A 25,730-nucleotide genomic window follows, 5' to 3' on the forward strand; every position below is an offset into this window, starting at 1 on the left:
CCACAGGGACGGGGCCTCCGAGCGGCCGATCAGGACACAGTACAGTGAGGTCCCTATGAGCACCCTCCCCCTGTGCGTCGAGCGCATCGCCCTGTCGTACGGTCGGTCGACCGCCGTCGAGGACGTCTCACTCACAGCCCGCGAGGGGCAGGTCCATGCGCTGCTGGGCCCCAACGGCGCCGGGAAGTCCTCCACGATCGCCTGTGCGGTGGGACTCCGCACCCCTCAGTCCGGCGAGGTGCGCATCTTCGGGCTGGACCCCGGGCGCAGCCACGCGCAGACGGCAGAGCGCACGGGAGTCATGCTCCAGGACGGCGGCCTGCCGATGTCGGCTCGGCCGGTGGCGGTCCTCCGCCACCTCGCCCGGCTCTATCGGGACCCGGCGGACGTGGACGACCTCGTCGGCCGCCTGGGCATCGATGCGTTCGCCGGCAGGTCGATCCGGCGGCTCTCCGGAGGGCAGCGACAGCGCGTCGGACTGGCCGCAGCCCTCATCGGTCGGCCGCGCCTCGTCTTCCTCGACGAGCCGACCGCGGGGCTGGATCCGCAGGCGCGCATCGCCGTCGACGAGGTCGTCCAGGACCTGCGCACAGCCGGTGCGGCGATCGTGCTGACGACCCACGACATGGCCGATGCGGAGCGCCTCGCAGACGTCGTGACGGTCATCGACCACGGCCGCGTCATCGCGCACGGCACTGTGCCCGGACTGACGAGGACGGAAGCCGGCGATGTCCCCGGGAAGACCGCGCGGATCATTCTGGACGACCCCCCACCGGAGTCGGCGCTCATCGCGCTCGCCGCGGAGGGAACGGTCCACGTCGACGGGAACGTCATCACACTGGATGCGCGCCCCACGACCGCAGATCTCCACCGGATCACGGGCGTGCTGGCCGACCACGCTGTCGAGGTGCGCTCACTCGACTTCCGCGGCAAGTCACTCGGCGACGTGTTCCTCGAGCTGACCGGGAGGAGCCTCCGATGACGATCTCCGCCTCTCTGCGCCGCGTCATGGCGCAAGCGCGCTTCGAGACTCTCGCGGTGCTCCGCAACGGCGAGCAGCTGCTGCTCGCGGTGATCCTGCCTCTCATCATCCTCGTCGGCCTCGGCCGCACGGAGGTGCTGTCGTCGCTGACGGCTGTTCCCCCGGGGTCGTCGGCCGTCCAGTTCGCGGCCGCCGGGGTGCTGGGCGTCGCAGTCGCCTCGATCGCGTTCACCGGACAGGGGATCCAGACCGCGTTCGACCGGCGGTACGGGGTGCTCCGGCAGCTCGCCACGACTCCGCTCGGTGCCGCGGGTGTCATCTGGGGCAAGCTCGGTGCGGTGGTCTGCGTGCTCGTCGTCCAGACGACGCTGCTGCTCGCCGCCGCTGCCGCACTGGGTCTGTCCTTCGTCACGCTGAACTGGCCGGGGATGATCCTCTCGCTGCTGACCGGTGCCTCGGCGCTCGTCTCGTGGGGTGTCCTCATGGCCGGCACGCTGCGACCAGAGGCGACGCTCGCCGTCGCGAACCTCCTCTGGGTCCTCATGGCGTCGGTCGGAGGACTGCTCTTCCATCGCGAGGGGACGTGGGGACGAGTGATGGAGTTCCTTCCGCCCGGAGCACTCGGGACCGCACTGCGCGCATCCGTCGTCGACGGCACGATCGCGTGGCCGGCGCTGGCCGTCCTGGCGGTGTGGGCGCTGATCGGGACCCTCGCGGCACGGCGCTGGTTCTCGTTCGACTGAGGCGTGCTCTCGGACTGAGGCGCGCTCCACCCGCGCAACGTCGGGGAGTGAGACCGGCTGTCCCACTCCCCGCTCCGGCGAGCACCTGCCGTCGGCGCCCATTAGAATACTGACCGCCCGTCTGCACGACCCGAGTGAGGACCTACGACTGTGACGTCGCGAATAGACCGCATCCTGGCCTGGATGATGCTCAGCGCCCAATCACTCATCATCTTCACGGGCGCTCTGGTGCGACTCACCGGTTCCGGCCTGGGCTGCCCGACCTGGCCGCGCTGCACGGCCGATTCGGTCACGCCGCAGGGAGAGCTCACGATGCACTCCGCGATCGAATTCGGCAACCGCCTCCTGGGCGTGAGCCTGGGAGTGCTCGGCGTCGTCACGATCCTCGTTCTGCTCCGGCGATTCCGGACACGACGCGACCTCGTCTGGTTCGCCGTGGGGCTCACCGCGATCGTGCCGGTCCAGGCCGTGATCGGCGGGGTCACCGTCCTCACCGGCCTCAATCCCTGGGTGGTGGCGGGCCACTTCGTGCCCTCGGCCGTCGCCGTGGTCGTCTCCGTCCTCTTCGTCCGCCGCACCTACGACTCAGGTGGGCCGTCGCGGCCCGTGGGGACACGCACGGGCCGCGCCCTCGCCTGGACTGCGTTCGCCCTCACCTGGGCCGTCGTGCTCCTGGGGGTGCTCGTCACAGGCGCAGGACCGCACGCAGGCGATGAGCTGAGCGCGCGCAACGGATTGGACACCCTGCTGATGGCCCGCCTGCACGCGGCGCCGGTCTGGGCGCTCGTGGCGGTGACCATCGCGATGGTCATCCTGGCGCAGCGGGCCGTGCGCCGTGGGCACCCTCACGCGCGCACGCTGCGCCGCCCCGCCATCGCCTTCGCACTCGTCGTCCTCGCACAGGGGCTGCTCGGGTACGTGCAGTTCTTCACCGGCGTGCCCGAGGTGCTGGTGGCGCTGCACATCATCGGCGTCTGCTCCGTCCTGGCAGCGGTCGGCTGGCTGGTCGACGCGCACTACCAGCGCCCGCCCCAGGGCGACGGCCCCGCCGCGCCCTCCGACGGCGGTGACATCCGGGAACCGGCGCCCGCTGCGACATGACACGATGCGTCGCCGTGTGACGCCGCACGTCTGGACTATGACGAACACGCGGTGCGACACCTCCCCTTCGGCGGATGCTTGAAGCGCGAGCCCTCGGCTCGCGCCGCATGCACCGACCGAAGGGAACACCATGGCAGCACCGATCTCCCCCGCTGCAGATCTGGCCTCACCGCTGAAGTTCGCATACTGGGTGCCGAACGTGTCCGGCGGCCTCGTCATCTCCACCGTCGAGCAGCGAACGGACTGGGGCATCTCCTACAACCGGACGCTCGCGCAGACTGCGGAGCGACTGGGCTTCGAGTACGCCCTGACGCAGACGCGCTACCAGGCCAGCTACGGCGCGTCGGAGCAGCATGAGGCCACGAGCTTCTCGCTCGCACTCCTGCTCGCCACGGAGAGGCTCAAGGTGATCTCCGCCGTCCACCCGGGCATGTGGCACCCGGGGGTGCTGGCGAAGTTCATCAACACCGCTGACCAGCTCTCAGGCGGCCGCGCAGCCGTCAACGTCGTCTCCGGCTGGCTCAAGGACGAGTTCACCGGGTTCGGGCTCCCCTGGCTCGAGCACGATGAGCGATACGTCCGCACCGACGAGTTCATCCGTGCCCTGCGCGGCATCTGGACACGGGACGACTACACCCAGCATGGTCGGTACTACTCGATCGATGGTGTGAGCCTCCGGCCCGGCCCGGTCGACGTCCCGGGACGCGCGCACCCGGACGTCTTCTTCGGCGGCAATTCGTCAGCGGCACAGGCGACCGCGGGTCGTGTGGCGGACTGGTACTTCTCGAACGGTCGCTCTCTCGAGGACTACGCGGACAATGTCGCAGGCGTCATCGAGGCCTCGCGGTCGGGTGACCGCAGCGCACCGGCCGCACCGCGATTCGGCATCAACGGATTCGTGATCGCGCGCGACACGCACGACGAGGCCGTCGAACAGCTCCGTGAGATCGTCGGCAATGCGCACCGGCCCGCCGTCGAGGGATTCCAGCGGTCCGTGCAGCAGGCGGGGGCGTCGACCGGAGACCGGAAGGGCATGTGGGCGGATTCGTCCTTCGAGGACCTCGTGCAGTACAACGACGGCTTCAAGACCGGTCTGATCGGCACGTTCGACGAGATCGCCGATCGGATCATCGAGTACAAGAAGCAGGGCGTGAATCTGCTCCTGACGGCGTACCTGCACTTCCAGGAGGAGCTCACGACCTTCGGTGAGGAGATCATCCCCCGCGTCCGTGAGCGCGAAGCGCAGCTCGCCCGCGAGAACGGTGTCGAGTTCCGCGACGACGAGGCCGCTGAGGCCGCAGCCGCCTGAGTCCCTGCCGCGGCGGGACTGTCCGCCGCGCAGAGAAACGTCCCCGCGGGGACGCAGAGTCCGAGATCTCGGACTTCGCGTCCCCGCGGGGACGTCCTCACGAGTGCCCGTCGATCAGACCCAGGGGCTGAGGAACGGATCGATCGCCACTGCGAGGAAGAGCACGGACAGATACGTGATCGATCCGTGGAAGACGCGCATCGCGCGGAGCCGCGTGCCGGACAGCCCGGCCTTCGCACGCCTGATGAAGGCGATGCACTCCCCGAGGAACCAGGCGCCCGCCGCCACCGAGGCCACGATGTACACCGGGCCCATCGGAGCGACCGCGATCAGCGCGAACGAGGACGCGAGCATCGCGATCGTGTACCAGATCATCTGCCTGGCCACGTTCGCCGGCGGCACCTTGTTCGGCAGCATCGGCACGTCTGCGGCCTCGTAGTCCGCCTTGTACTTGATGGCCAGGGGCCAGTAGTGCGGGGGCGTCCAGAAGAAGACGACCAGGAACAGCAGGATCGGCTCCCAGCCGAGCGAACCCGTGACCGCGGACCAGCCGATCAGAACGGGCATGCACCCCGCGGCTCCGCCCCACACGATGTTCTGGGTCGTGCGGCGCTTGAGGACGAGCGTGTAGAACACGGCGTAGAGGAGGATCGCGATGGCGGTGAGGCCGGCGGCGACCCAGTTCGTGAAGCCTCCCAGCCAGAAGATCGAGCCGAACCCCAGCGCGAAGGCGAAGATCGTCGCGGCGCGCGGGGTGATCTCCCCGGTCACGAGGGGACGGTTCTCCGTGCGCCGCATCTTGGCATCGATATCGCGGTCGGCGATGCAGTTGAAGACGGATGCGGAGGCCGCGGCCGCCGCTCCGCCGATCAGTGTCGCGACGACGAGCCAGAGGCTCGGCAGGCCGCGCTCCGCGAGGAACATGACAGGAGCGGTCGTGACGAGGAGCAGTTCGATGACCCGCGGCTTGGTGAGGGCGACATACGCGCGGATGGTGTCGCCCAGTGAGCCTGTGCCGCGCGCTCCTGCGCGTCGTTCGTCGATCGTCCGCTGCAGAGGCTGCTCTTCTGCGGAGTGGTTGTGCGCGGAGCGCTGAGGGAGAGACACGGTGCCGGCTGCGCCTTCCTGGTATCGGGATCGTCGGAATGATTCTATCCCTCGTAGAAGAGTTCTGCACATGCACGCACATCCGGCGCGTCCCGGTAGAGTGAGGGCCGTCAGTGCCTTCCCGACGCGGGCGGGCAAGCAGCCTTCCTGAAGGAACGAATCGCGCGCATGACCAGCACGAGCAGCCTCACGTGGTCCTCACTCGACAACCGGGCCGTCGACACCGCACGACTCCTCGCCGTGGACGCGGTGGAGAAGGTCGGCAACGGGCATCCCGGGACGGCCATGAGCCTCGCCCCCGCCGCGTATTACCTCTACCAGCACGGGATGGTCCACGATCCGGCGGACACGGCCTGGGTCGGACGCGACCGCTTCGTGCTGTCCGCGGGCCATTCGAGCCTCACCCAGTACATCCAGCTCTTCCTGTCGGGCACCGGACTGGAGCTCGATGACCTGAAGGCCCTCCGCACGTGGGGCTCCCTGACCCCGGGCCACCCGGAGGTCGGCCACACCGATGGTGTCGAGGTCACCACCGGTCCCCTGGGCTCCGGGCTGGCCTCCGCTGTCGGGATGGCGATGGCGCAGCGGCGCGAGCGCGGTCTGTTCGATCCCGAGGCGCCCGCCGGTGAATCCGTCTTCGACCACCGCGTCGTGGTCGTCGCCGGCGACGGCGACCTGCAGGAGGGAGTATCCGGCGAGGCGTCGTCACTGGCCGGCACGCAGCAGCTCGGGAACCTCGTCGTGCTGTGGGACGACAACCGGATCTCGATCGAGGACGACACGTCCATCGCGTTCACCGAGGATCCCGAGGCCCGGTACGCCGCATACGGCTGGCACGTGCAGCACGTCGACTTCACGCACGGCGGTGCGGAGTACCGTGAGGACGTCGATGCTCTCCACGAGGCGTTCGAAGCGGCCACGGCGGACCCGCGCCCCTCCTTCATCCGCCTGTCGACGATCATCGGCTGGCCTGCGCCGAACGTGCAGAACACCGGCGCTGCGCACGGCGCGGCGCTGGGCACGGACGAGGTGGCCGCGACGAAGGAGCTGCTCGGATTCGACCCGGAGAGCAGCTTCATCGTCGAGGACGAGGTCCTCGCACACACGCGAGCCGTCCGCCGCGACCGCGGCGCAGCGGCGCACGCCGCCTGGAACACGCGGTTCGACGCGTGGCGTGCGGCCAACCCCGAACGCGCGCAGCTGTTCGACCGTCTGCGCTCCGGCGCACTCCCGGACGGCCTGGCAGAGGCACTGCCCTCCTTCGAAGCCGGTGCCTCGGTCGCGACGCGTGCGGCCTCGGGCACTGTCCTGAACGCGATCGCTCCCCTCATGCCTGAGCTGTGGGGCGGTTCAGCGGACCTCGCGGGATCGAACAACACGCTGGTGAAGGGTGAGCCGTCGTTCCTGCCCGTCGAGCGCTCCTCGACGATGTTCCCGGGCAACCCCTACGGCCGGAACCTCCACTTCGGTGTCCGCGAGTTCGCCGCGGGCCTCGTGTGCAACGGCATCGCCCTGCACGGTCCGACGCGTCCCTACAACGGCACGTTCCTGGTCTTCAGTGACTACCAGCGACCCGCTGTGCGCCTCGCCGCGCTGCAGCAGCTGCCCAACATCTTCGTGTGGACGCACGACTCGATCGGCGTCGGTGAGGATGGTCCCACCCACCAGCCGGTCGAGCACGTGAGTGCCCTGCGTGCGATCCCCGGCCTGGACGTGGTCCGTCCGGCCGACGCGACGGAGACGGCTGTCTGCTGGCTGCGCGTCCTCGAGCGCGCCGACGGACCGTCCGGCCTGGTGCTCACACGTCAGGGGCTCCCGGTCCTCGACAGGAATGCCGTCGCCGGTGCAGACGGTGCGCGCCGCGGTGCGTACGTGCTCGCCGACGCCGCCGGTGAGCCGGATGTCATCCTCATGGCCTCGGGGTCCGAGGTGCAGCTCGCCCTCGCCGCGCGTGAGGCTCTCGCGACCGAGGGCACGCAGGCCCGGGTCGTGTCCGTCCCCTGCATGGAGTGGTTCGAGCAGGAGTCCCGGGAGTACCGGGAGGAGGTCCTGCCGTCGTCGGTGCGCGCACGCGTGAGCGTCGAGGCCGGGATCGCCCAGAGCTGGCACCGCTGGCTGGGCACGCACGGACGTGCCGTGTCCCTCGAGCACTACGGAGCGTCTGCCGCGGGTGCGGTCCTGTTCGAGAAGTTCGGGTTCACCGCAGAGGCCGTCGCAGACGCGGCCCGCGACTCGCTCGCCGACTCGCGCAAGGAGGCATCATGACACAGAATGCGCCGCTCGCCGATCTGAGCACCTCGGGAGTCTCCGTGTGGCTCGACGACCTGTCCCGGACGCGGCTCGAATCGGGGTCGCTGGCAGAACTGGTCGAGACGCGCTCCATCGTGGGAGTCACGACCAATCCGACGATCTTCGCGTCCGCGATCGCATCCGACGCCGCGTACACGGAGCAGACGCACGAACTGGCACGGGCGGGGGTCTCCCCCGAGGAGGCGATCGACGCGCTGACGGTCGCCGACGTCCGCGCGGCCTGTGATCTCCTCGAGCCCGTGTGGCAGCGCACGGATGCCGTCGACGGGCGCGTCTCCCTGGAGGTGCCCCCGTCCCTGGCCCACGACGGCGAGGGGACGATCGAGGCGGCCAGCCGCCTCGCCGCGGCCGTCGACCGCCCGAACGTCATGATCAAGATCCCCGCCACCGAGGAGGGCGTCTTCGCGATCCCCCGTGTCATGGAGCGCGGGATCAGCGTGAACGTCACCCTGATCTTCAGTCTCGATCAGTACCGGAAGGTCGTCGAGGCGTACCTCTCCGGTCTGGAACGGGCCCGCGAGGCAGGCGTCGATCTCTCGACACTGCATTCCGTCGCATCCGTCTTCGTGTCTCGCATCGACGGGGAGGTGGATGCCCGCCTCGACGCGATCGGCTCTGACGAGGCCGTCGGTCTGCGCGGCGAGGCGGGGCTGGCCAACTGCCGGCTCACTCATCGGGTGCGCTCGCAGATCTTCGACTCGGAGCGCTTCCGCGTCCTCGAAGCCGCGGGCGCTCGCGCACAGCGGCTGCTCTGGGCCTCGACGGGGACGAAGGATCCGTCCTACCCGGACACGATGTACGTGACGGGACTCGTCACACCGGACACGGTGAACACGATGCCGGAGAAGACGCTCGAGGCGTTCGCCGACCACGGCACCGTCGGCGGCGACTCGATGCCGGGCACCTACGCCGAGGCCGACGCGCACTTCGATGCGCTCTCCGGGCTCGGCATCGACTACGCCGACGTCATGGACAAGCTGGAGCGCGAGGGACTCGAGAAGTTCTCCGCGAGCTGGGACGAGCTGGTCGCCACGGTGACCGGTCGACTCGCGGGTTCCAGCGAAACAGACGCAAGCGGCGCAGATTCGGGCCGCTCCGACGAGTGAAGGAGCAGCGATGACCACAGACATCGGATTCCCGGCCCCCGACGTGTTCGAGGCCGAACTCGACCGCATGGTGGATCTGCGACTGGCCTCCCGCATCGCGCAGCGCGACGCGACGATCTGGGGTCCGGACGCTGCGCAGCTCGCCGCATCGCATCTGGGCTGGACCGACCTGCACACGCGCGCCGCGGGGCTCATCGAGCAGATCGACACGCTGCGCGCCGAGCTCGCAGACGACGGCATCGACCGCATCGTCCTGGCGGGCATGGGCGGTTCGTCCCTGGGCGCCGAGGTCATCGCTCGCGCACATGGAGCCGACCTGATCGTCCTCGACACCACCGATCCGATGGACATCGCAGCGCTGTGCGACGGCGATGACCTCGAGCGTTCGGCCATGGTCGTCGCCACGAAATCGGGCACGACGATCGAGACGGTCTCTGCGGCCTCTGCGTTCGCCCAGGCTCTGCTGGCGGCCGGGATCGAACCGCGCCGCCGGCTCATCGCCGTGACGGATCCTGACACGCCGATGGCTGAGCAGGCGTTGGAGGAGGGATGGCGCCGCGTCTTCCTCACAGACCCCAGCGTCGGCGGCCGCTACAGTGCTCTGGCCGCGTTCGGTCTGGTCCCCGCCGGACTCGCTGGTGCGGACGTCCAACGGGTCGTCGACGAGGCCGCTGAGGTCGCAGACGGCGTGCGTGCCGACGATCCGGAGAATCCCGCTCTGCGCATCGGAGCGCTGCTGACCGCTGCCCACGCGCGCGGCGTGCGCACCCTGGCGCTGGCCGCGACCGACGAGTCACTCGTCGGACTCCCCGACTGGATCGAGCAGCTCGTCGCGGAATCCTCCGGCAAGGAGGGGGCGGGCATGCTGCCGATCGCCTGCGAGTCGGTGGACGCGGCCGGCTTCGAGGACGCGCACGCCGCCACGGCGCTCGGCTACCTCGGTCCCGCAATGGGGACGCATCAGCCGATATCGGGAGTCGCGCTGTCCTATGAGGCGCCGCTGGGCTCGCAGCTGCTCGTGTGGGAGACCGCGACGGCGCTGCTGTGCGCCGGCATCGGAGTCGATCCCTTCAACCAGCCGGACGTGGAGGCCGCCAAGGAGCGCGCGCGCGCCATGCTGCAGCCCGACGCGTCGTTGACGGCTGCGCCCGCGGTCGCACCCGCCTTCGTCGACGGCCCCGTCACCGTGCACACGATGGACAGCACGCCCGCACCCGACACCGAGGACACCGAGGACAGCGAGGCCGGCGAGGTGTCGCTCGCCGCGTCCATCGCCGCTCTCTTCCCGTCCCAGGACGACGAGGACGAGTACCTGGCCGTGCAGGTGTTCCTGAGCGCGGAGCACGATGAGGCTGCGGCGTCACTGCGCGAACTGCTCGCCCGGAAGTCAGGTGGAACGGTCGCCTTCGGGTGGGGTCCCCGCTACCTCCACTCCACGGGTCAGATCCACAAGGGAGGGCGTCCGGACGGGACGTTCCTCTTCATCTCCGCTGATCCGGCGACCGGGCCTACGGTGGCCGTGCCCGAGGCGGGGTTCGACTTCGCGAGGCTGCAGGCCGCTCAGGCGGAGGGCGACGCGCAGGTGCTGGCGGATCTCGGTCGACGAGTCGTCCATCTGACGCTCGCGGACCGGCAGGAGGGCGTGGCGCATGTGCTCGGCGCGATCGAAGCCCTGCCCGATCCCCCACCGCGGCGTCCCGAGGATGAGGACGTCGAGGCCCTCGACGACTCGGACGTCAGCGACGCATCGGAGACCACGGATGCCGGCCCGGCAGCGGATGCCGACTTCCCGGACGAAGGCCGCGAGGAGGAAGAGCGCCTGCGCTGATCAGCTCTGCGCACGTCGGCAGACGTGGGCGCCCCCTGCATGTGGAAGGCCCGGAGGATCTCTCCTCCGGGCCTTCCACGTATGCGGTTCAGATCAGTGCATCGTGGGGATTCGTCAGGCGAAGCGGACTATGACGCCCAGGAGGACGATGCTCGCCGCCCAGACGATCGCCACGAGCGTGGTGAACCGGTTGAGGTTCCGCTCTGCGACACCCGACGAACCGAGCGATGAGCTCATTCCGCCGCCGAACATGTCCGACATGCCGCCGCCCTTCCCCTTGTGCATGAGGATGAGAAGGATCAGGAAGGCACTGGTGAGGATGAGGAGCGCGATCAGCGTCCAGTTGAGGATCTCCATAATGACCTCAGTCTACTCGGTGTACTGCGTCGATCAGGTCAGCGAACCCCGTCGGGTCGAGACTCGCTCCCCCGACGAGCGCTCCGTCGACGTCCTCGCCCGATACGATCGCCGCGGCGTTGTCCGTCTTGACGCTGCCGCCGTACAGGATCCGTGTCGCGTCGCCGCATGCTTCGCCGTGCGTGTCGACGACGCGCGCGCGGATGGCGGCCGCCATCTCCTGTGCGTCGGCGGGGCCGGCGGTCTCCCCCGTGCCGATCGCCCACACGGGTTCGTATGCGATGACGAGCCCCGCCAGCGCGTCCGCCGACGAACCGTCGAGCGCGGCGTCCACCTGGTCCAGGACGTAGGCGACGTGGTCGCCTGCCTGACGCACGTCGAGCGCTTCGCCCACGCAGAGGACGGGAGCCAGATCGTGTCGCAGCGCCGCCTTGATCTTCGCGCTCACCAGCGCGTCGTCCTCAGCGTGGTGCTCACGGCGCTCGCTGTGCCCGACGAGGGCGTACATGCAGCCCAGACGCTTCAGGAACGCGCCGGAGACGTCGCCCGTGTACGCGCCCGCATCATGCGGTGAGAGATCCTGCGCTCCGTAGGCCAGGTCCATCTTCTCGCCCTGCACCAGAGTCTGCACGGACCGGATGTCGGTGAAGGGCGGCAGCAGGGCCACGTCGATCTCCTGGAGATCCACTTTGGAGTCCCGCAGCGCCCAGGCGAGCTTCTGCACGAGTGTCAGGGCCTCGAAGTGATCGAGGTTCATCTTCCAGTTCCCCGCGATGAGGGGGGTGCGCTGTGTCTGTGCCATGCTGTCAGTCCTCCAGGACGTCGAGGCCGGGGAGGGTGCGTCCCTCGAGGAACTCGAGCGAGGCGCCCCCGCCGGTCGAGATGTGTCCGAAATCGTCGTCCGCGAAGCCGAGTGCGCGGACGGCGGCCGCGGAATCGCCGCCGCCGACCACGGTCAGTCTGCCGTCCTCCCGTCCGCCGTGAGCACTCGTGAGCGCCTCGGCGACCGCCTGGGTGCCCGCTGCGAACGCGGGGAACTCGAAGACGCCCATGGGGCCGTTCCAGAACACCGTCTGCGCCGCGCGGATCCGCTCCGCATAGGCGGCGGCAGCACGCGGCCCGATGTCCAGGCCCAGCGCCGAGGCGCCGGCCGGAGTCGATTCGAGCGCGTCGACCTCGGCCGTCCAGTGGTCTGCGTCACGGTCGAAGGAGGCCGCCATGACGATGTCGTCCGGCAGGAGGATCTCCACGCCCTTCGCAGCGGCCTTGGCGAGGTACCCGCGCACCGTGTCGAGCTGGTCCTCCTCCACGAGGCTCGCCCCGATCGCATGGCCCTGCGCTCTGAGGAACGTGAACACCATGCCGCCGCCGATCGCGAGCAGGTCGGCACGGTCGAGCAGGCTGTCGATCACCCCCAGCTTGTCCGAGACCTTGGAACCGCCCAGGACGACCGCATACGGACGGACCGGATCCTCCAGCAGCCTGCGTGAGACCTCCACCTCAGCGGCCACGAGTCCACCCGCGTAGGCCGGGACGAGGCGCGCCACGTCGAAGACGCTCGCCTGCTTGCGGTGGACGACGCCGAAGCCGTCGGACACGAAGAGGTCCGCGAACTGTGCGAGCCGCTGCGCGAAGGCACCGCGCTCCGCATCGTCCTTCGCCGTCTCACCCGGATTGAACCGAAGGTTCTCCAGGAGCACGACCTCGCCGTCGGCGAGTGCGTCCACCGCTGCTCGGGCGGACTCCCCCACCGTGTCCGTCGCGAAGGCGACGGGGCGGCCGATCTCCTCGGCCAGCGCCTCGGCGACCGGGCCGAGTGACAGTTCGGCGACCGGGGCTCCCTGGGGCCTCCCCAGGTGGGCGACGACGATGACCCGCGCACCGGCCTCGGCGAGCGAGCGGATGGTCGGGGCCGATGCAGTGATCCGACCGCGGTCCGCGATGGCACCGTCGGAGAGCGGGACGTTGAGGTCGCTGCGGACGAGCACTCGCCTGCTCGCGACGTCGACGGAGGGGGTGAGGGTCAGCATGGGGTTCCTTTCGGGCTGTGCACGGGCCGGTACGGCCTCAGGAGAGCTCTGTGCCGATGTGCGCGGCGAGATCGAGCAGACGGTGCGAGTAGCCCCATTCGTTGTCGTACCAGGCGATGACCTTGATCTGGTCGCCCACCTGCTCCGTGAGCAGGCCGTCGACGATCGCCGAGTGGTCGTCCATGACGATGTCGGACGACACGATGGGGTCCTCGGTATAGGCGAGGATGCCGGAGAGTCCGCCGGCCGCCGCCTCGCGCAGCAGCGCATTCACCTCGGCGACGTCGGTTGCCCGCTCCGGCGTGAAGACGAGGTCCACGAGCGATCCGGTGGGGACCGGTACGCGCACGGCGATGCCGCTGAGGCGGCCCGCGAGCTCAGGCAGGACCTGCCCCACCGCTGCCGCGGCGCCGGTGGTGGTCGGAACGATGTTGACAGCGGCGGCGCGCGCACGGCGGGGATCCTTGTGGTTGCCGTCCACCAGACGCTGGTCACCGGTGTACGCGTGCACCGTCGTCATCAGTCCGGACGCGATGCCGACGCCGTCGTGCAGGACTCTGGCGACGGGGGCGAGGCAGTTCGTCGTGCACGAGGCGTTCGACACGATCGAGTGCCGGGCCGGGTCGAAGTCCGTGTGGTTGACCCCCATGACGAACATCCCGTCGACCCCCCTGCCGGGCGACGAGAGGATCACGGTCGTGGCCCCGGCCTCCAGGTGACCTCGGGCCTGGTCGGCCGTCCTGAACCGACCGGTCGCCTCGATGACGATGTCGACCCCGTACTCCGACCACGGGATGTCTGCGGGAACGGAGTGGTCCGTCGCCCGGATGCTGCGGCCGTCGACGATGAGTGAGCTGTCGTCGTAGGACACGTCGGCGTCGATGCGGCCCCAGACGGAGTCGTACTTCAGGAGGTGGGCGAGTGATGCGTTGTCGGTGAGGTCGTTGACCGCGACGACGTCGACGCCGGCCGTGGCGAGCGACTGTCGCAGGAACGACCTCCCGATGCGCCCGAAACCGTTGATGCCGATGCGAGTGGCCATGGCTGGAGCTCCTCTCATTCCTCTTCGAGCATCTCCGATGTGAGGTGCGCGTCCGTGCCGGGGATGCCCGTGTCCTCGGCCAGCTTGTCCGCGGTGGCGAGGAGCCGTCGGATGCGGCCGGCGACCGCATCCTTCGTCATGACGGGATCCGCGAGCTGCCCGAGCTCCTCGAGAGAGGCCTGCTTGTGGGTGAGTCGCAGCGCCCCGGCGTAGCGGAGGTGCTCCGGCACGTCGTCGCCGAGGATCTCCAGCGCCCGCTCGACTCGCGCACCGGCGGCCACTGCCGCACGAGCGGACCGGCGGAGGTTCGCATCATCGAAGTTCGCCAGGCGGTTCGCGGTCGCCCGGACCTCGCGCCGCATGCGGCGCTCCTCCCACACGAGCACCGCGTCATGAGCGCCCATCCTGGTCAGCAGGGCGGCGATCGCGTCACCGTCGCGGATGACGACGCGATCGGTGCCGCGCACCTCGCGCGCCTTCGCAGTGATGGAGAGGCGACGAGCTGCCCCGACCAGAGCGAGTGCTGCTTCCGGTCCGGGGCACGTGATCTCCAGTGCCGCGGACCGTCCTGGTTCCGTGAGCGATCCGTGGGCCAGGAAGGCGCCCCGCCATGCCGCTTCGCAGTCTGCCACAGCGCCGTTGACGATCGTCGAGGGCAGCCCGCGCACCGGACGTCCTCGAGCATCGAGCAGGCCCGTCTGCCGTGCGAGCGCAGCGCCGTTGGCGGTCACCCGGACCATGTACCGGCTTCCCCGCCGCAGTCCGCTGCCCGTGATCGCGATGATCTCCGAGGGGTGGTCGAAGAGTCCACGGATCTCCCCGCGGAGTCGTCGAGCCGCAGCGGCGGTGTCCAGCTCCGCCTCGATGAGGATCGATCCGCCGGACATGTGCAGAGCGCCGGCGAACCTGAGCATCGCCGACACCTCCGCCTTCCGGGCGGACACCCTCATCACGTCGAACCGGGCGACCTCGTCCTTGACCTGCGCGGTCAGTGCCATGGGCACTCCGCCTCCTTCGTTCTGTCGTCCGTCACCACTGCTCCTCCGCGAGCAGCCCGGAGTCCAGCAGCATGTCACGGTAGCAGGCCGCCAGCTTGAGGCTGTCGTGCTGACCGGGCCGCCGCGACGTGAGTGGATGGGTGCGCACGGCGGCGCCGAAGAGCGAGGCGGCGATGTCGACGAGTGCGGGCTCGCCCGCTGCTGCCAAGGCATCGACGAGTACGTAGTCGAGACGCAGCTCTGGCGCGTGGTTGTGCAGCGACTGCAGGTGGTCGACCAGGGAGAGGTCCGCCGTCTCCCCCGGTGCTGCACCCAGGTTGAGCGTGAGTGTGCGCAGCGCATCCGATTCGCAGATCGCCCGGGCCAGATCCGGCACCAGGAGGTGCGGCATCACGGACGTGTACCACGAGCCGGGCCCCAGGTTGAGGACGTCGGCCTGCTCGACGGCTGCGATCGTCTCACTGCGCGCGGGCGGCGAGGCCGGATCCAGACGCACCTCGGTCACCCTGCCGGGCGTGGCCGCCAGGACGGACTGGCCGCGGATGACCGTCGTCGGTTCGCTCGGGGTGGACTGGACGTCCGCCTCGATGGTCAGCGGCAGCGACGACATGGGCAGCACCCGGCCGTGCGCGCGCAGGAGCCGGGCGATCCAGTCGAGGCCGACCACATGGTCGTCGTGGATCTGCCACAGGGCCGCGATGAGGAGGTTGCCCACGGCATGGCCCTCGAGTGATCCGGCGGACGTGAAGCGATGCTGGATGACATCGCGCCAGACGCGTCCCCATTCCCCGTCGTCGCAGAGCGCCGCCAGCGCCATCCGCAGGTCGCCGGGCGGCAGACCGCCCATCTCGCTGCGGAGCCGGCCCGATGACCCGCCGTCGTCCGCGACGGTCACCACCGCGGTGAGGTTCTCCGTGATGAGGCGGAAGGCGCGCAGCGCCGCATAGAGGCCGTGCCCTCCCCCGAAGCTCACGATGCGCGGTTCGCCCCTGCTCCCGTGATCGTCGTGCTTGCGGCCGAAGACTCCCCCCAGCAGCAGCGGCAGTTCTTCTGTGCTGGGGGCGCGCCCCATGTCGGGTGCTCCGTGTGTGCTCATGATCTCTCACTCACTTCCGAGGTCCCGATGGCGGACAGACACCCGCACACCCGTTGCGTGGCGGAGGCGACGGGCAAGCTCCTCCGACATCGCGACCGACCGGTGCTTGCCACCCGTGCAGCCCAGGGCGACGGTCGCGAAGGCACGGCCCTCGTCCACGTACCCGGCGACTGCGGTCGCGAGTGCTCGGGTGTAGTCATCGAGGAATGCGGACGCGTTCGGCTTCTGGAAGACGTAGTCCGCGACTTCGGAATCCGTGCCGTTGAACGGGCGCAGGTGCGGGATCCAGTGGGGGTTCGGCAGGAACCGCACGTCCGCCACATGATCCGCATCCTTGGGGATCCCGTATTTGAACCCGAAGCTCAGAACGGTGATCCGCAGCGCATCGCCGCCGTTCTCCGCGAATGCGCTGCGTACTTCGCGGGCCAGCTCGTGGACGTTGAGGTCGGAGGTGTCGATGACGACATCCGCCCGGTGGCGGAGGTTCTCCAGGACCGCCCGCTCCGCGGAGATCCCGTCGAGAAGCGTGCCCTCGCCCTGGATGGGGTGCGGGCGGCGGACGGATTCGTACCGGCGCACGAGCATGTCGTCACCGGCATCGAGGAAGAGGACCCGCAGGGCGATGCCCTGGTGGAGGTACTCATCGACGGCTGCCGCCAGATCGGTCCGCGGTGTGCCGCGGCCCCGGATGTCCGTGACGATCGCGACGTTGGGCAGTGCCCCTTCGGCACGCCCGACGAGCTCGAGCAGCGCAGGGATCATCTGGGCCGGCAGGTTGTCGACGACGTACCAGTCGAGGTCCTCGAGGACGCGCGCGGCCGTCGTCTTGCCTGCTCCGGACATCCCGGTCACGAGGACGACTTCAGGCTGGTGTCCCCGAGCGGTGGTGTCAGCTGTCATCCTGTGCAGCCCCTTCCTTCAATCCTTCGTGAATCGTAGCCGCCAGAGCTGCGCCGACTCCCTCGGCCGCCTGGAGGTCCTCCACAGAGGCCTTCCGGATCCGTGCGACCGATCCGAACTGCTTGAGCAGAGCCTTCCGCCGGGCGGGTCCGAGTCCCGGGATGGCATCGAGCGCAGAGGTCTTCGCAGTCGCGGCGCGCTTCTTCCGATGGAAGGAGATCGCGAAGCGGTGCGCCTCGTCGCGGATCCGCTGCAGCAGGTAGAGCCCTTCGGAGCTGCGGGGGAACACCGTCGGATAGTCGTCGCCCGGCAGCCAGACCTCCTCGAGCCTCTTCGCGAGGCCCGCGACCGCGATGCCTGCGAGCCCCAGGTCGTCCAGCGCCCGGCGTGCCGCAGACACCTGAGACGGGCCTCCGTCGACCAGCAGCAGGGACGGACGGTAGCCGAAGCGCTCGTCGGGTTCGTCGGAGGCCAGGCTCTCGAGGTACCGGGAGAAGCGTCTGGACACGACGTCATACATCGCCGACGTGTCATCGCGCGCTGCCTCCCCGCGCACGGAGAAGTGCCGGTAGTCGCGCTTCTTCGGCAGCCCGTCCTCGAAGACGATCAGGGAGCCGACGACGTCCTGTCCCTGTGTGTGGGAATTGTCGATGCACTCGATCCGCAGCGGCGGCTCATCGAGTCCGAGCAGCTCGTGGACCTCCCGCAGCGCCTCGCTGCGGGTCGTGAGATCCGACGCCCTCCGTGTCCGATGCAGCACCAGCGACTGCTCCGCGTTCTGCCGGACGGTGTCGAGCAGGGCCTTCTTCTCGCCGCGCTCCGGGACCCTCAGCGTCACGCGGCTGCCGCCGCGCCGCTCTCGCAGCCATTCCTCCATCGACGCACGATCGTCCGGACCGACGTCGACGAGCACTTCGGGCGGAACGGCTTCGGGGGCCACGTCGCCGTATGCCTGCCGGAGGTAGTCGGAGGTGAGTTCCCCGCGAGTCGTGCCCTCGAGGCGCTCGACGATCCAGCCGCGCTCACCGCGGATCCGGCCTCCGCGCACGTGGAAGACCTGTACGGCGGCTTCGAGCTCGTCCAGATGGAGGGCGAAGATGTCGCAGTCCACGTTCATGGACAGGACGACGGCGTTCTTCGCGAGGACCGTCTCGAGAGCCTGGATCTGGTCCCGCAGCCGCGCCGCGTGCTCATAGTCCAGGTCTGCGGCCGCAGCCGCCATCTCCTTCTTCCGCGACGAGATCATCGTGCCCGTCGACCCGGACATGAAATCCGTGATCCCGCGCACCAGGTCGCGGTGCTCGTCCTCGCTCACCCGGCCGACGCAGGGGGCGGCGCACTTCCCGATGTAGCCCAGCAGGCAGGGTCTGCCGCTGCGCTCGGCGCGCTTGAAGACGCCCGAGGTGCACGTGCGGACCGGGAACACGCGCAGCAGCTGGTCGAGGGACTCGCGGATCGCCCAGGCCTGGCCGAAGGGACCGAAGTAGGTGACGCCCTGCCGGCGCTTCCCCCGGGTCACGTAGACCCGCGGCACGCGGTCCTGGGTCGTGATCGCCAGGTAGGGATACGACTTGTCGTCGCGGAACATGACGTTGAACCGCGGGGAGAACTCGCGGATCCACGTCCATTCGAGCTGGAGGGCCTCGACCTCCGTCGTGACGACCGTCCATTCGACCGATGAGGCGGAGTGGACCATGCGGAACGTGCGCGGGTGCAGCCCCGCAGGGTCTGCGAAGTACGAGTTCAGGCGCTGTCGGAGGTTCTTCGCCTTCCCGACGTAGAGGACCCTGCGGTCCTCGTCGCGAAACCGGTAGACTCCCGCCTGTGTCGGGATCTCCCCCGACGCGGGCCGGTACTCACTGGGGTCCACCGACGCTCCTCCTGCGGAGCAGTTCCGCGATGTACTGGCCCGTGTGGCTGCCCGCGATCTGCGCGACCTGCTCCGGAGTGCCCTCTGCGACCACGCTGCCGCCACCGCGGCCGCCTTCCGGCCCCATGTCGATGACATGGTCGGCGGAGCCGATCACATCCAGATTGTGCTCGATGACGAGGACCGTGTTGCCCTTGTCCACGAGTCCCTGGAGCACGGCCAGCAGGCGGGAGATGTCCTCGAAGTGGAGACCCGTCGTCGGCTCGTCGAGGACGTAGACGGTGCGCCCGCGGGTGCGCTTCTGCAGTTCGGAGGCGAGCTTCACGCGCTGCGCCTCACCACCCGACAGAGTCGTCGCCGGCTGTCCGAGGCGCACGTAGCCGAGCCCCACCTCCACGAGGGTCTTCAGATGACGGGAGATCGCCGGAACGGCTTCGAAGAACTCCGCGGCCTCGTCGATCGGCATGTCGAGGACCGCAGCGATCGACCTGCCCTTGAACGTGGCTTCGAGGGTCTCCCGGTTGTAACGGGCCCCGTCGCAGACCTCGCACGGTACGTACACGTCCGGCAGGAAGTTCATCTCGATCTTGATCGTGCCGTCGCCCTTGCAGTTCTCGCAGCGGCCGCCCTTCACATTGAAGGAGAACCGGCCCGGCTGATAGCCGCGGACGCGGGAGACCTCTGTTTCGGAGAAGAGCCTGCGGACGTGGTCGAAGACCCCGGTGTAGGTCGCGGGGTTCGACCGCGGCGTGCGCCCGATCGGCGACTGATCGACGTGGATGACCTTGTCCAGGTTCTCCAGACCCGTGATCCGCTTGTGGCGACCGGGCACGCGGCGCGCCTTGTTGAGCCTGTTCGCGAGCTCCGTGTACAGGATGTCGTTCACCAGGGTCGACTTGCCCGATCCGGAGACACCGGTGATGGCGGTGAAGACTCCCAGCGGGAAATCGACCGTCACGTCCTGGAGGTTGTTCTCCCGTGCGCGCTCGACCGTCACGATACGGTCCGGGTCCACGGGTCGCCGAGCTTCCGGCAGCGGGATGAACGAGCGGCCGGAGAGGTAGTCGCCGGTGATGGACCGCGGTGCGTCGACGATGCCGGAGACCGGTCCCGAGTACACGATCTCACCGCCGTGCTCGCCGGCGCGAGGGCCGATGTCGACCATCCAGTCCGCGGATTCGATCGTCTCCTCGTCGTGCTCGACGACGATGAGGGTGTTCCCGAGGTCGCGCAGCTTCGCGAGCGTTCCGATGAGGCGACGGTTGTCCCGCTGGTGCAGGCCGATGCTCGGTTCGTCGAGGACGTAGAGGACACCCACGAGCCCCGATCCGATCTGCGTCGCGAGACGGATCCGCTGTGCTTCGCCGCCGGACAGCGTGCCCGCGGTCCGATCCAGGCTCAGGTAGTCCAGACCCACGTCGAGCAGGAACCGAAGCCGAGCACTGATCTCCTTCATGACCTGCGCCGCGATGGCGGCGTCGCGATCCGACAGCGTGAGCCCGTCGAGGAACACCGCCGCTTCGTCGATGGGCAGCGCGGAGACCTGTGCGATCGAACGGTCCCCCACGGTCACCGCGAGGACTTCGGGACGCAGTCGTGTGCCGGCGCAGACGGCGCACGGGATCTCTCGCATGTACGCCTCGTAGCGCTCACGCGAGGCATCCGACTCCGTCTCCTCATGCTTGCGGAGGATGTACTGGAAGACTCCTTCGAAGCCCGTCGAGTACTTGCGCTCCCGGCCGAAGCGGTTCCGGTACCGGACCTGGACCTTGTAGTCCTTCCCCTCCAGCAGCGCACTGCGGGCCGCCCCGGGCAGGTCCTTCCACGGCGTCGTCATATCGAAGCCCAGTTCGTCGCCGAGCCCCTTGACGATCCGCAGGAAGTACTGGGCAGTCGTCTTGCCGGTCGCCCACGGGGCGATCGCGCCCTCTGTGAGGGACAGGTCATCGTCCGGGATGACGAGCGACTCGTCGACGCTCAGCTTCGTGCCGATCCCGTCGCACGCGGGGCATGCGCCGAACGGCGAGTTGAAGGAGAAGGTGCGCGGTTCGATCTCGTCGAGGACGAGGGGATGGTCGTTGGGGCAGCGGAGGTTCTCCGAGTAGGTGCGCACGGTGCCCTCATCGACGAGGTCGATGTCGATCCGACCCTCTGCCAGCGCCAGACCCGTCTCCACGGAGTCGGCCAGCCGCTGTCGGATGCCGTCGCGGACGACGACGCGGTCGACGATCACGGAGATCGAGTGCTTGTACTGCTTCTTCAGCTCCGGCGGGTCGTCCAGGCGGATCTGCTCCCCGTCGACCATCGCGCGCGAATAGCCCTGCGCCAGGAGCTTCGGGAAGAGATCCTTGAACTCGCCCTTCCGGTCGCGGACGAGCGGTGCCATCACCACCAGCTTGGTCCGCTCCGGCAGCTCGAGGAGGCGGTCGACGATCTGCTGAGGGCTCTGCTTCTCGATCACCTCCCCGCACGTCGGGCAGTGCGGGACGCCGATCCGCGCCCAGAGGAGACGGAGGAAGTCATGGACCTCCGTGATCGTGCCGACGGTCGAGCGCGGATTCTTCGATGTCGACTTCTGATCGATCGAGACCGCCGGGGACAGCCCCTCGATGAAGTCGACGTCCGGCTTGTCGACCTGCCCCAGGAACTGCCGCGCGTAGGCGGACAGGGATTCGACGTACCTGCGCTGGCCCTCCGCGAAGATCGTGTCGAACGCCAGGGACGACTTGCCGGAACCGCTCAGCCCGGTGAACACCACCATCGAGTCGCGCGGGATGGTGACCGACGCGTCCTTGAGGTTGTGGGCACGAGCGCCCTCGACGCGGATGACCGGGGCATCGTCGTCGAGGGACGACGTGTGCGCCGGGGCCACGGTGGTCTTCTTCACGGAGTTCTGCGGAGTCACGCCCCCACTCTAGTCACCGGGACGGACACGCTCACGCCTCTGTGAGCGGACCCACCCCGTCGATCCGCACCACGGCCTCGCCCGCCTCGTCGCTGGCGTCGAGGTCGACGGTCGCGCGGATCGCCCAATCGCGGTCTCCGTCCGGATCTGCGAGGGTCTGCTGCACGGACCAGGTGCGTCCCGATTCCGTGATCCTCACCATCGCGGCGGACCGTGCGTTCGCGTCGATCCCCAGCTCTCCGTACTCGTCGTAGAAGGATTCGATCGCGTCCTCCCACTCGCGGGTGCCCCACCCCGATTCGGCGTCGAGCGCACCGAGCTCCCGATAGGCCGCGCGCTCCGCCAGGAGGACGCGGTGGAAGAGTGCGTTGCGCACCGCGGCGGTGAAGCGGCGGGTATCGGAGGTGAATGTCCTCTCCAGCGCATTCAGCGCGACGTCCGGGAGCTCCTCCCCCGGTTCCGTGAGCTTCGCCCACTCCTCGACGAGGCTGGAATCGACCCGGACGACCAGATCACCCAGCCATTCGATGATCGCGTCCAGCTCCTCGCCCCGCCGGTCGACCGGGACGGTCTGCACCAGTGCCCGCCACACGTCGAGGAGGTAGCGGAGCAGACCCCCCTCCACCCGGCTGATCCCGTAGTAGGCGACGAACTGCGAGAAGTTCATCGACTGCTCGATCATGTCGGCGACGATCGCCTTCGGCTCGATGCCGATCTCCCGCACCCACGGCGCGGCCTCCGCGTAGGACTCGAACGCCGCTTCGAGGACCTCGCCGTTGGGCCGCGGCACGTCGAGCTCATCGAGGATGGCCATGCGCTCCGTGTACTCGACCCCGTCCGCCTTGAGTGCGGCGAGCTCGTCGCCCTTCACCCGGTCCAGCTGCCCGCGGATGATGTGGTGCTGGATCTGCGTCGTCGCCTCGATGACGCTCAGCGCGTCCATGGCCCACGTCTCGGACTCCGAGTCGAAGAGATCCAGAGCGGCCAGCGCGAAGGGACTGAGCGGCTGATTCAGCGCGAAGTCGGGACCGAGGTCCTCGCTCAACCGGTACTCGCTCCGTCCCTCGCCGCCGTCGACGCGCTCGACGACCCCTCCGGCGATGAGGCTGCGCCCCACCCGCAGTGCGCGGAGCATGAGGTCGAGCTTCCGATCCCGCGTCTCGTGCGTGCGTTCGAGGAAGTCCCTGATCGTGTCGATCCCGGCGCGCGGGCGCGCCAGCAGGTTCACGATCGTCGAGTGCGTGATGCGCATGTGCGAGCGCAGCTGCTCCGGCGTGCCGTGGATGAGGTTCTCGAACGTCTGCTCCGACCAGCCGACGAAGCCCTCCGGCGCCTGCTTGCGCTTGAGCTTCTTCCGCTTCTTCGGGTCGTCACCGGCCTTGGCGACCGCGATGGCGTTCTCGATCTCGTGCTCCGGCGCCTGGACGACGACGTAGCCGACCGCGTCGAAGCCCGCGCGTCCCGCCCGCCCGGAGATCTGCTGGAACTCCCGGACCTGCAGCTGCCGCACGCGGCGGCCGTCGAACTTCGTGAGCGAGGTGAGCAGCACCGTGCGGATCGGCACGTTGATGCCCACTCCCAGGGTGTCCGTCCCGCAGACGGCGCTCAGCAGTCCCTTGAGCGTGAGGTGCTCGACCAGCCTGCGGTACCGCGGCAGCATGCCCGCGTGGTGCACGCCGACGCCGGCGAGCACCAGGCGGCGCAGCGTGACTCCGAAGCCCTTGCCGAAGCGGAAGCCCCGGACCTCCTCGGCGATCAGATCCCGCTGGGCGCGCGTCGTGAGATTGGCGGCGACGATGGACTGCGCGAGCTCGATCGTGCGGGCCTGGACGAAGGACACGACATAGACCGGTGCGCGGTCCTCGGCCACGAGCTGTGCGAGCTTCTCCAACAGCGCCGTCCGGGAGTAGTCGTACTCGAGCGGGACGGGGCGCTCCGCCGAGCCGACGTACGCGGTGTCGCGGCCCGTGAGGTCGGTGAGCCGCTGCTGGATCTCCGTCGTGTCGCCCAGCGTCGCGGACATGAGCACGAACTGCGACTGCGGCATCTCGAGCAGCGGCACCTGCCATGCCCACCCGCGCTGAGGGTCGCCGAAGTAGTGGAACTCGTCCATGACGACCAGTGCGACGTCGAGATTGGCACCTTCGCGCAGCGCGTGGTTGGCCAGGATCTCCGCCGTCGCGCAGATGACGGGGGCATCCGCGTTCACAGAGCTGTCGCCCGTCACCATGCCCACGTTCTCCCGGCCCAGCGCCTCGACGAGGGAGAAGAACTTCTCGCTCACCAGTGCCTTGAGCGGAGCCGTGTAGTACGCGGTGCGCCCGGTGGACACCGCGTAGTAGAGCGCCGCGAGCGCGACCATGGACTTCCCCGAACCGGTCGGTGTGGCGACGATCGTGTTCTCGCCGGCCAGGACGGAGAGGATCGCCTCCTCCTGCGCCGGGTACAGCGTCAGGCCCTGCTCCCTCGTATGGGCTTCGAACATGTCCCACACGGTGTCGGCGTCCGCGAAGTCGTCGGGTATGTGCGGGAGTCGGGACACGGAGGGGCTCCTGGAGGGTCTTCGGGGTTAGTCTCGGATCACGATGCGCTCACACGCACCGCTACGAGTATCCCACCAGTCCCACCTCGACACACAGGAGAGCCATGGCAGTCTTCGCCGTCACCTACACGTACGGTCCTGACACGGACACCCGGATGAGCATCCGTCCCGCACACCGCGAGTGGCAGGCAGCGCAGCTGGAGGCGGGCACCCTGCTCGCCTCCGGTCCGCTCGAGGACGAGCTCACGCCCGGGGGCCTCCTGATCATGCAGGGAGAGTCGAAGGACCAGATCAGTCAGCTGCTGGCGCAGGATCCCTACCACGACGCGGGCGTCATCGCGGAGACGCTCGTGCGGTCGTGGACGCCGGTGTTCGGGCCGTTCGAGGCCTGACGCTCCTCGTGCCGCTGGGCACGCACGCCGAGGCGCCAGTCACCCACGAGGGTGACCGGCGCCTCAGCGTCTGGGGAGGGGAGGTCAGTCCCTGCGCAGGGACGCCTCCTCGTTGCGTCGCATCGCGATGAGGCTGGCGACCGTCGCGACGAGCATCGCCGTGATGATGAAGCCCAACGACATCCACGTGTTGATGACCGGGACCTGCGAGGTGAAGGCACTCGGCAGCCACTCCGTCTCGTGGAGGGCGTGGAGGAACAGCTTTACGCCGATGAACGCGAGGATCGCGGCGATGCCGTAGTGGAGGTAGGGCAGCTTGTCGAGCAGACCACCCAGCAGGAAGTAGAGCTGGCGCAGGCCCATGAGCGCGAACACGTTCGCCGTGAACACGAGGAAGGTGTCCTGGGTGATGCCGAAGATCGCGGGGATCGAATCGAGCGCGAACATGATGTCGGTCGTGCCGATCGCGACGAACACGATGAGCATCGGGGTCCAGAACTTCTTCCCGTCGATCGTCACGCGCAGCTTGTTGTCGTGGTAATCGTCGGTGATGTTGATGCGCTTGCGGAGGAAGCGGATGAAGCCGTTCTCCGCGTCTTCGTCGTCGTCACCGCTGAAGGCCTGCTTCCACGCGGTCCACAGGAGGAAGACGCCGAAGATGAAGAAGACCTCGATGAAGCTCTCGATGATCGCGGCGCCGGCGAGGATGAAGATGCCGCGGAAGATCAGCGCCAGGATGATGCCCACCATGAGCACCTGCTGCTGGTACTTCTTGGGCACCGCGAAGCCGGTCATGATGATGACGAAGACGAACAGGTTGTCGATGCTGAGGCTGTACTCCGTCAACCAGCCGGCGAGGAACTCACCGCCGCGCTGCGCGTCGCCCATCGCGAAGAGGATCCCGGCGAAGACGAGCGCGAGTGTCACGTAGAAGGCGACCCAGAGAGAGGCCTCCTTCATGGAGGGCGTGTGCGGCCGTTTGACGACGAGGAGGAGGTCCGCGACGAGGATCAGCACGAGCACGACGCTCGAGACGACCTCGAACACGTGATAGGGATCCTGGAAGAACTCTTGCATGGGGGCCTTTCAGAGGAGTGGTGCGCATCATGCGG

The 25,730-nt window shown here is 68.8% G+C and carries 20 protein-coding genes; 8 read left to right on the forward strand and 12 right to left on the reverse strand.

What is annotated here, in order from left to right:
- Nucleotides 1-55 precede the first annotated feature (55 nt).
- From BJEO58_RS02490 to sfnG, 4 genes are all read left to right on the forward strand, one after another.
- Entirely contained in the window at nucleotides 56-982 is a 927-nt protein-coding gene (locus BJEO58_RS02490; protein WP_101587464.1) for an ABC transporter ATP-binding protein, read from the forward strand.
- Entirely contained in the window at nucleotides 979-1,725 is a 747-nt protein-coding gene (locus BJEO58_RS02495; protein WP_101587466.1) for an ABC transporter permease, read from the forward strand. The genes BJEO58_RS02490 and BJEO58_RS02495 overlap by 4 nt, the downstream gene beginning before the upstream one ends.
- Nucleotides 1,726-1,875: 150 nt before the next feature.
- A complete protein-coding gene (locus BJEO58_RS02500) occupies nucleotides 1,876-2,826 on the forward strand; it encodes a COX15/CtaA family protein (RefSeq protein WP_101587467.1) in 951 nt (316 codons plus the stop codon).
- 130 nt (nucleotides 2,827-2,956) lie between these two features.
- Entirely contained in the window at nucleotides 2,957-4,135 is a 1,179-nt protein-coding gene (gene sfnG / locus BJEO58_RS02505; protein WP_101587469.1) for a dimethylsulfone monooxygenase SfnG, read from the forward strand.
- A gap of 114 nt (nucleotides 4,136-4,249) precedes the next feature.
- On the opposite strand, the gene BJEO58_RS02510 is transcribed toward sfnG, so the two are convergent.
- Nucleotides 4,250-5,242: a heme o synthase gene (locus BJEO58_RS02510; protein WP_101587471.1), complete on the reverse strand. Its 993-nt coding sequence runs from the start codon at nucleotides 5,240-5,242 to the stop codon at nucleotides 4,250-4,252.
- Nucleotides 5,243-5,410: 168 nt separating this feature from the next.
- Here BJEO58_RS02510 and tkt point away from each other — a divergent pair, with 168 nt between their 5' ends.
- The 3 genes from tkt to BJEO58_RS02525 are packed head-to-tail and all read left to right on the forward strand — an operon-like array spanning nucleotide 5,411 to nucleotide 10,486.
- Nucleotides 5,411-7,507 (forward strand): transketolase, encoded by a 2,097-nt coding sequence (gene tkt, locus BJEO58_RS02515; protein WP_101587472.1) that lies wholly within the window; start codon nucleotides 5,411-5,413, stop codon nucleotides 7,505-7,507.
- Nucleotides 7,504-8,658 (forward strand): transaldolase, encoded by a 1,155-nt coding sequence (gene tal / locus BJEO58_RS02520; RefSeq protein WP_101587474.1) that lies wholly within the window; start codon nucleotides 7,504-7,506, stop codon nucleotides 8,656-8,658. Before tkt ends, tal begins: the two co-directional genes overlap by 4 nt.
- Nucleotides 8,659-8,668: 10 nt before the next feature.
- A complete protein-coding gene (locus BJEO58_RS02525) occupies nucleotides 8,669-10,486 on the forward strand; it encodes a phosphoglucose isomerase-related protein (RefSeq protein WP_101587476.1) in 1,818 nt (605 codons plus the stop codon).
- 114 nt (nucleotides 10,487-10,600) lie between these two features.
- Here BJEO58_RS02525 and secG read toward each other — a convergent pair whose 3' ends face one another.
- From secG to BJEO58_RS02575, 10 genes are all read right to left on the reverse strand, one after another.
- On the reverse strand, nucleotides 10,601-10,843 hold the full coding sequence (gene secG, locus BJEO58_RS02530; RefSeq protein ID WP_101587477.1) for a preprotein translocase subunit SecG: 243 nt from the start codon (nucleotides 10,841-10,843) through the stop codon (nucleotides 10,601-10,603).
- 7 nt (nucleotides 10,844-10,850) lie between these two features.
- Nucleotides 10,851-11,645, reverse strand: a complete 795-nt coding sequence (tpiA, locus tag BJEO58_RS02535) for a triose-phosphate isomerase (RefSeq protein ID WP_101587479.1) — start codon at nucleotides 11,643-11,645, stop codon at nucleotides 10,851-10,853.
- 4 nt (nucleotides 11,646-11,649) lie between these two features.
- Complete coding sequence (locus tag BJEO58_RS02540) at nucleotides 11,650-12,873, reverse strand: phosphoglycerate kinase (RefSeq protein ID WP_101587480.1); 1,224 nt, start codon at nucleotides 12,871-12,873, stop codon at nucleotides 11,650-11,652.
- A gap of 37 nt (nucleotides 12,874-12,910) precedes the next feature.
- Nucleotides 12,911-13,915: a type I glyceraldehyde-3-phosphate dehydrogenase gene (gene gap, locus BJEO58_RS02545; RefSeq protein ID WP_101587482.1), complete on the reverse strand. Its 1,005-nt coding sequence runs from the start codon at nucleotides 13,913-13,915 to the stop codon at nucleotides 12,911-12,913.
- A gap of 14 nt (nucleotides 13,916-13,929) precedes the next feature.
- Nucleotides 13,930-14,913 (reverse strand): DNA-binding protein WhiA, encoded by a 984-nt coding sequence (whiA, locus tag BJEO58_RS02550; RefSeq protein ID WP_101587484.1) that lies wholly within the window; start codon nucleotides 14,911-14,913, stop codon nucleotides 13,930-13,932.
- 31 nt (nucleotides 14,914-14,944) lie between these two features.
- Nucleotides 14,945-16,009 carry a gluconeogenesis factor YvcK family protein gene (locus tag BJEO58_RS02555; protein WP_101587485.1) on the reverse strand — a complete coding sequence of 355 codons (1,065 nt, stop codon included), beginning with the start codon at nucleotides 16,007-16,009 and terminating at the stop codon, nucleotides 14,945-14,947.
- A gap of 6 nt (nucleotides 16,010-16,015) precedes the next feature.
- On the reverse strand, nucleotides 16,016-16,909 hold the full coding sequence (gene rapZ, locus BJEO58_RS02560) for an RNase adapter RapZ (protein WP_101587487.1): 894 nt from the start codon (nucleotides 16,907-16,909) through the stop codon (nucleotides 16,016-16,018).
- The gene (gene uvrC, locus BJEO58_RS02565; RefSeq protein ID WP_101587489.1) at nucleotides 16,899-18,779 is read right to left on the reverse strand and encodes an excinuclease ABC subunit UvrC; all 1,881 of its coding nucleotides are present in this window, start codon (nucleotides 18,777-18,779) and stop codon (nucleotides 16,899-16,901) included. The genes rapZ and uvrC overlap by 11 nt, the downstream gene beginning before the upstream one ends.
- A complete protein-coding gene (uvrA, locus tag BJEO58_RS02570) occupies nucleotides 18,766-21,651 on the reverse strand; it encodes an excinuclease ABC subunit UvrA (protein WP_101587789.1) in 2,886 nt (961 codons plus the stop codon). The genes uvrC and uvrA overlap by 14 nt, the downstream gene beginning before the upstream one ends.
- A 64-nt stretch (nucleotides 21,652-21,715) precedes the next feature.
- Entirely contained in the window at nucleotides 21,716-24,226 is a 2,511-nt protein-coding gene (locus BJEO58_RS02575) for a DEAD/DEAH box helicase (protein WP_101587490.1), read from the reverse strand.
- 104 nt (nucleotides 24,227-24,330) lie between these two features.
- On the opposite strand from BJEO58_RS02575, the gene BJEO58_RS02580 reads away from it, so the two are divergent.
- Nucleotides 24,331-24,618 (forward strand): YciI family protein, encoded by a 288-nt coding sequence (locus BJEO58_RS02580; protein WP_101587492.1) that lies wholly within the window; start codon nucleotides 24,331-24,333, stop codon nucleotides 24,616-24,618.
- Nucleotides 24,619-24,702: 84 nt separating this feature from the next.
- On the opposite strand, the gene BJEO58_RS02585 is transcribed toward BJEO58_RS02580, so the two are convergent.
- A complete protein-coding gene (locus tag BJEO58_RS02585; protein ID WP_101587493.1) occupies nucleotides 24,703-25,695 on the reverse strand; it encodes a TerC family protein in 993 nt (330 codons plus the stop codon).
- Between the last annotated feature and the right edge of the window lie 35 nt (nucleotides 25,696-25,730).

Source organism: Brevibacterium jeotgali (genome assembly GCF_900169175.1).
GTDB lineage: Bacteria > Actinomycetota > Actinomycetes > Actinomycetales > Brevibacteriaceae > Brevibacterium > Brevibacterium jeotgali.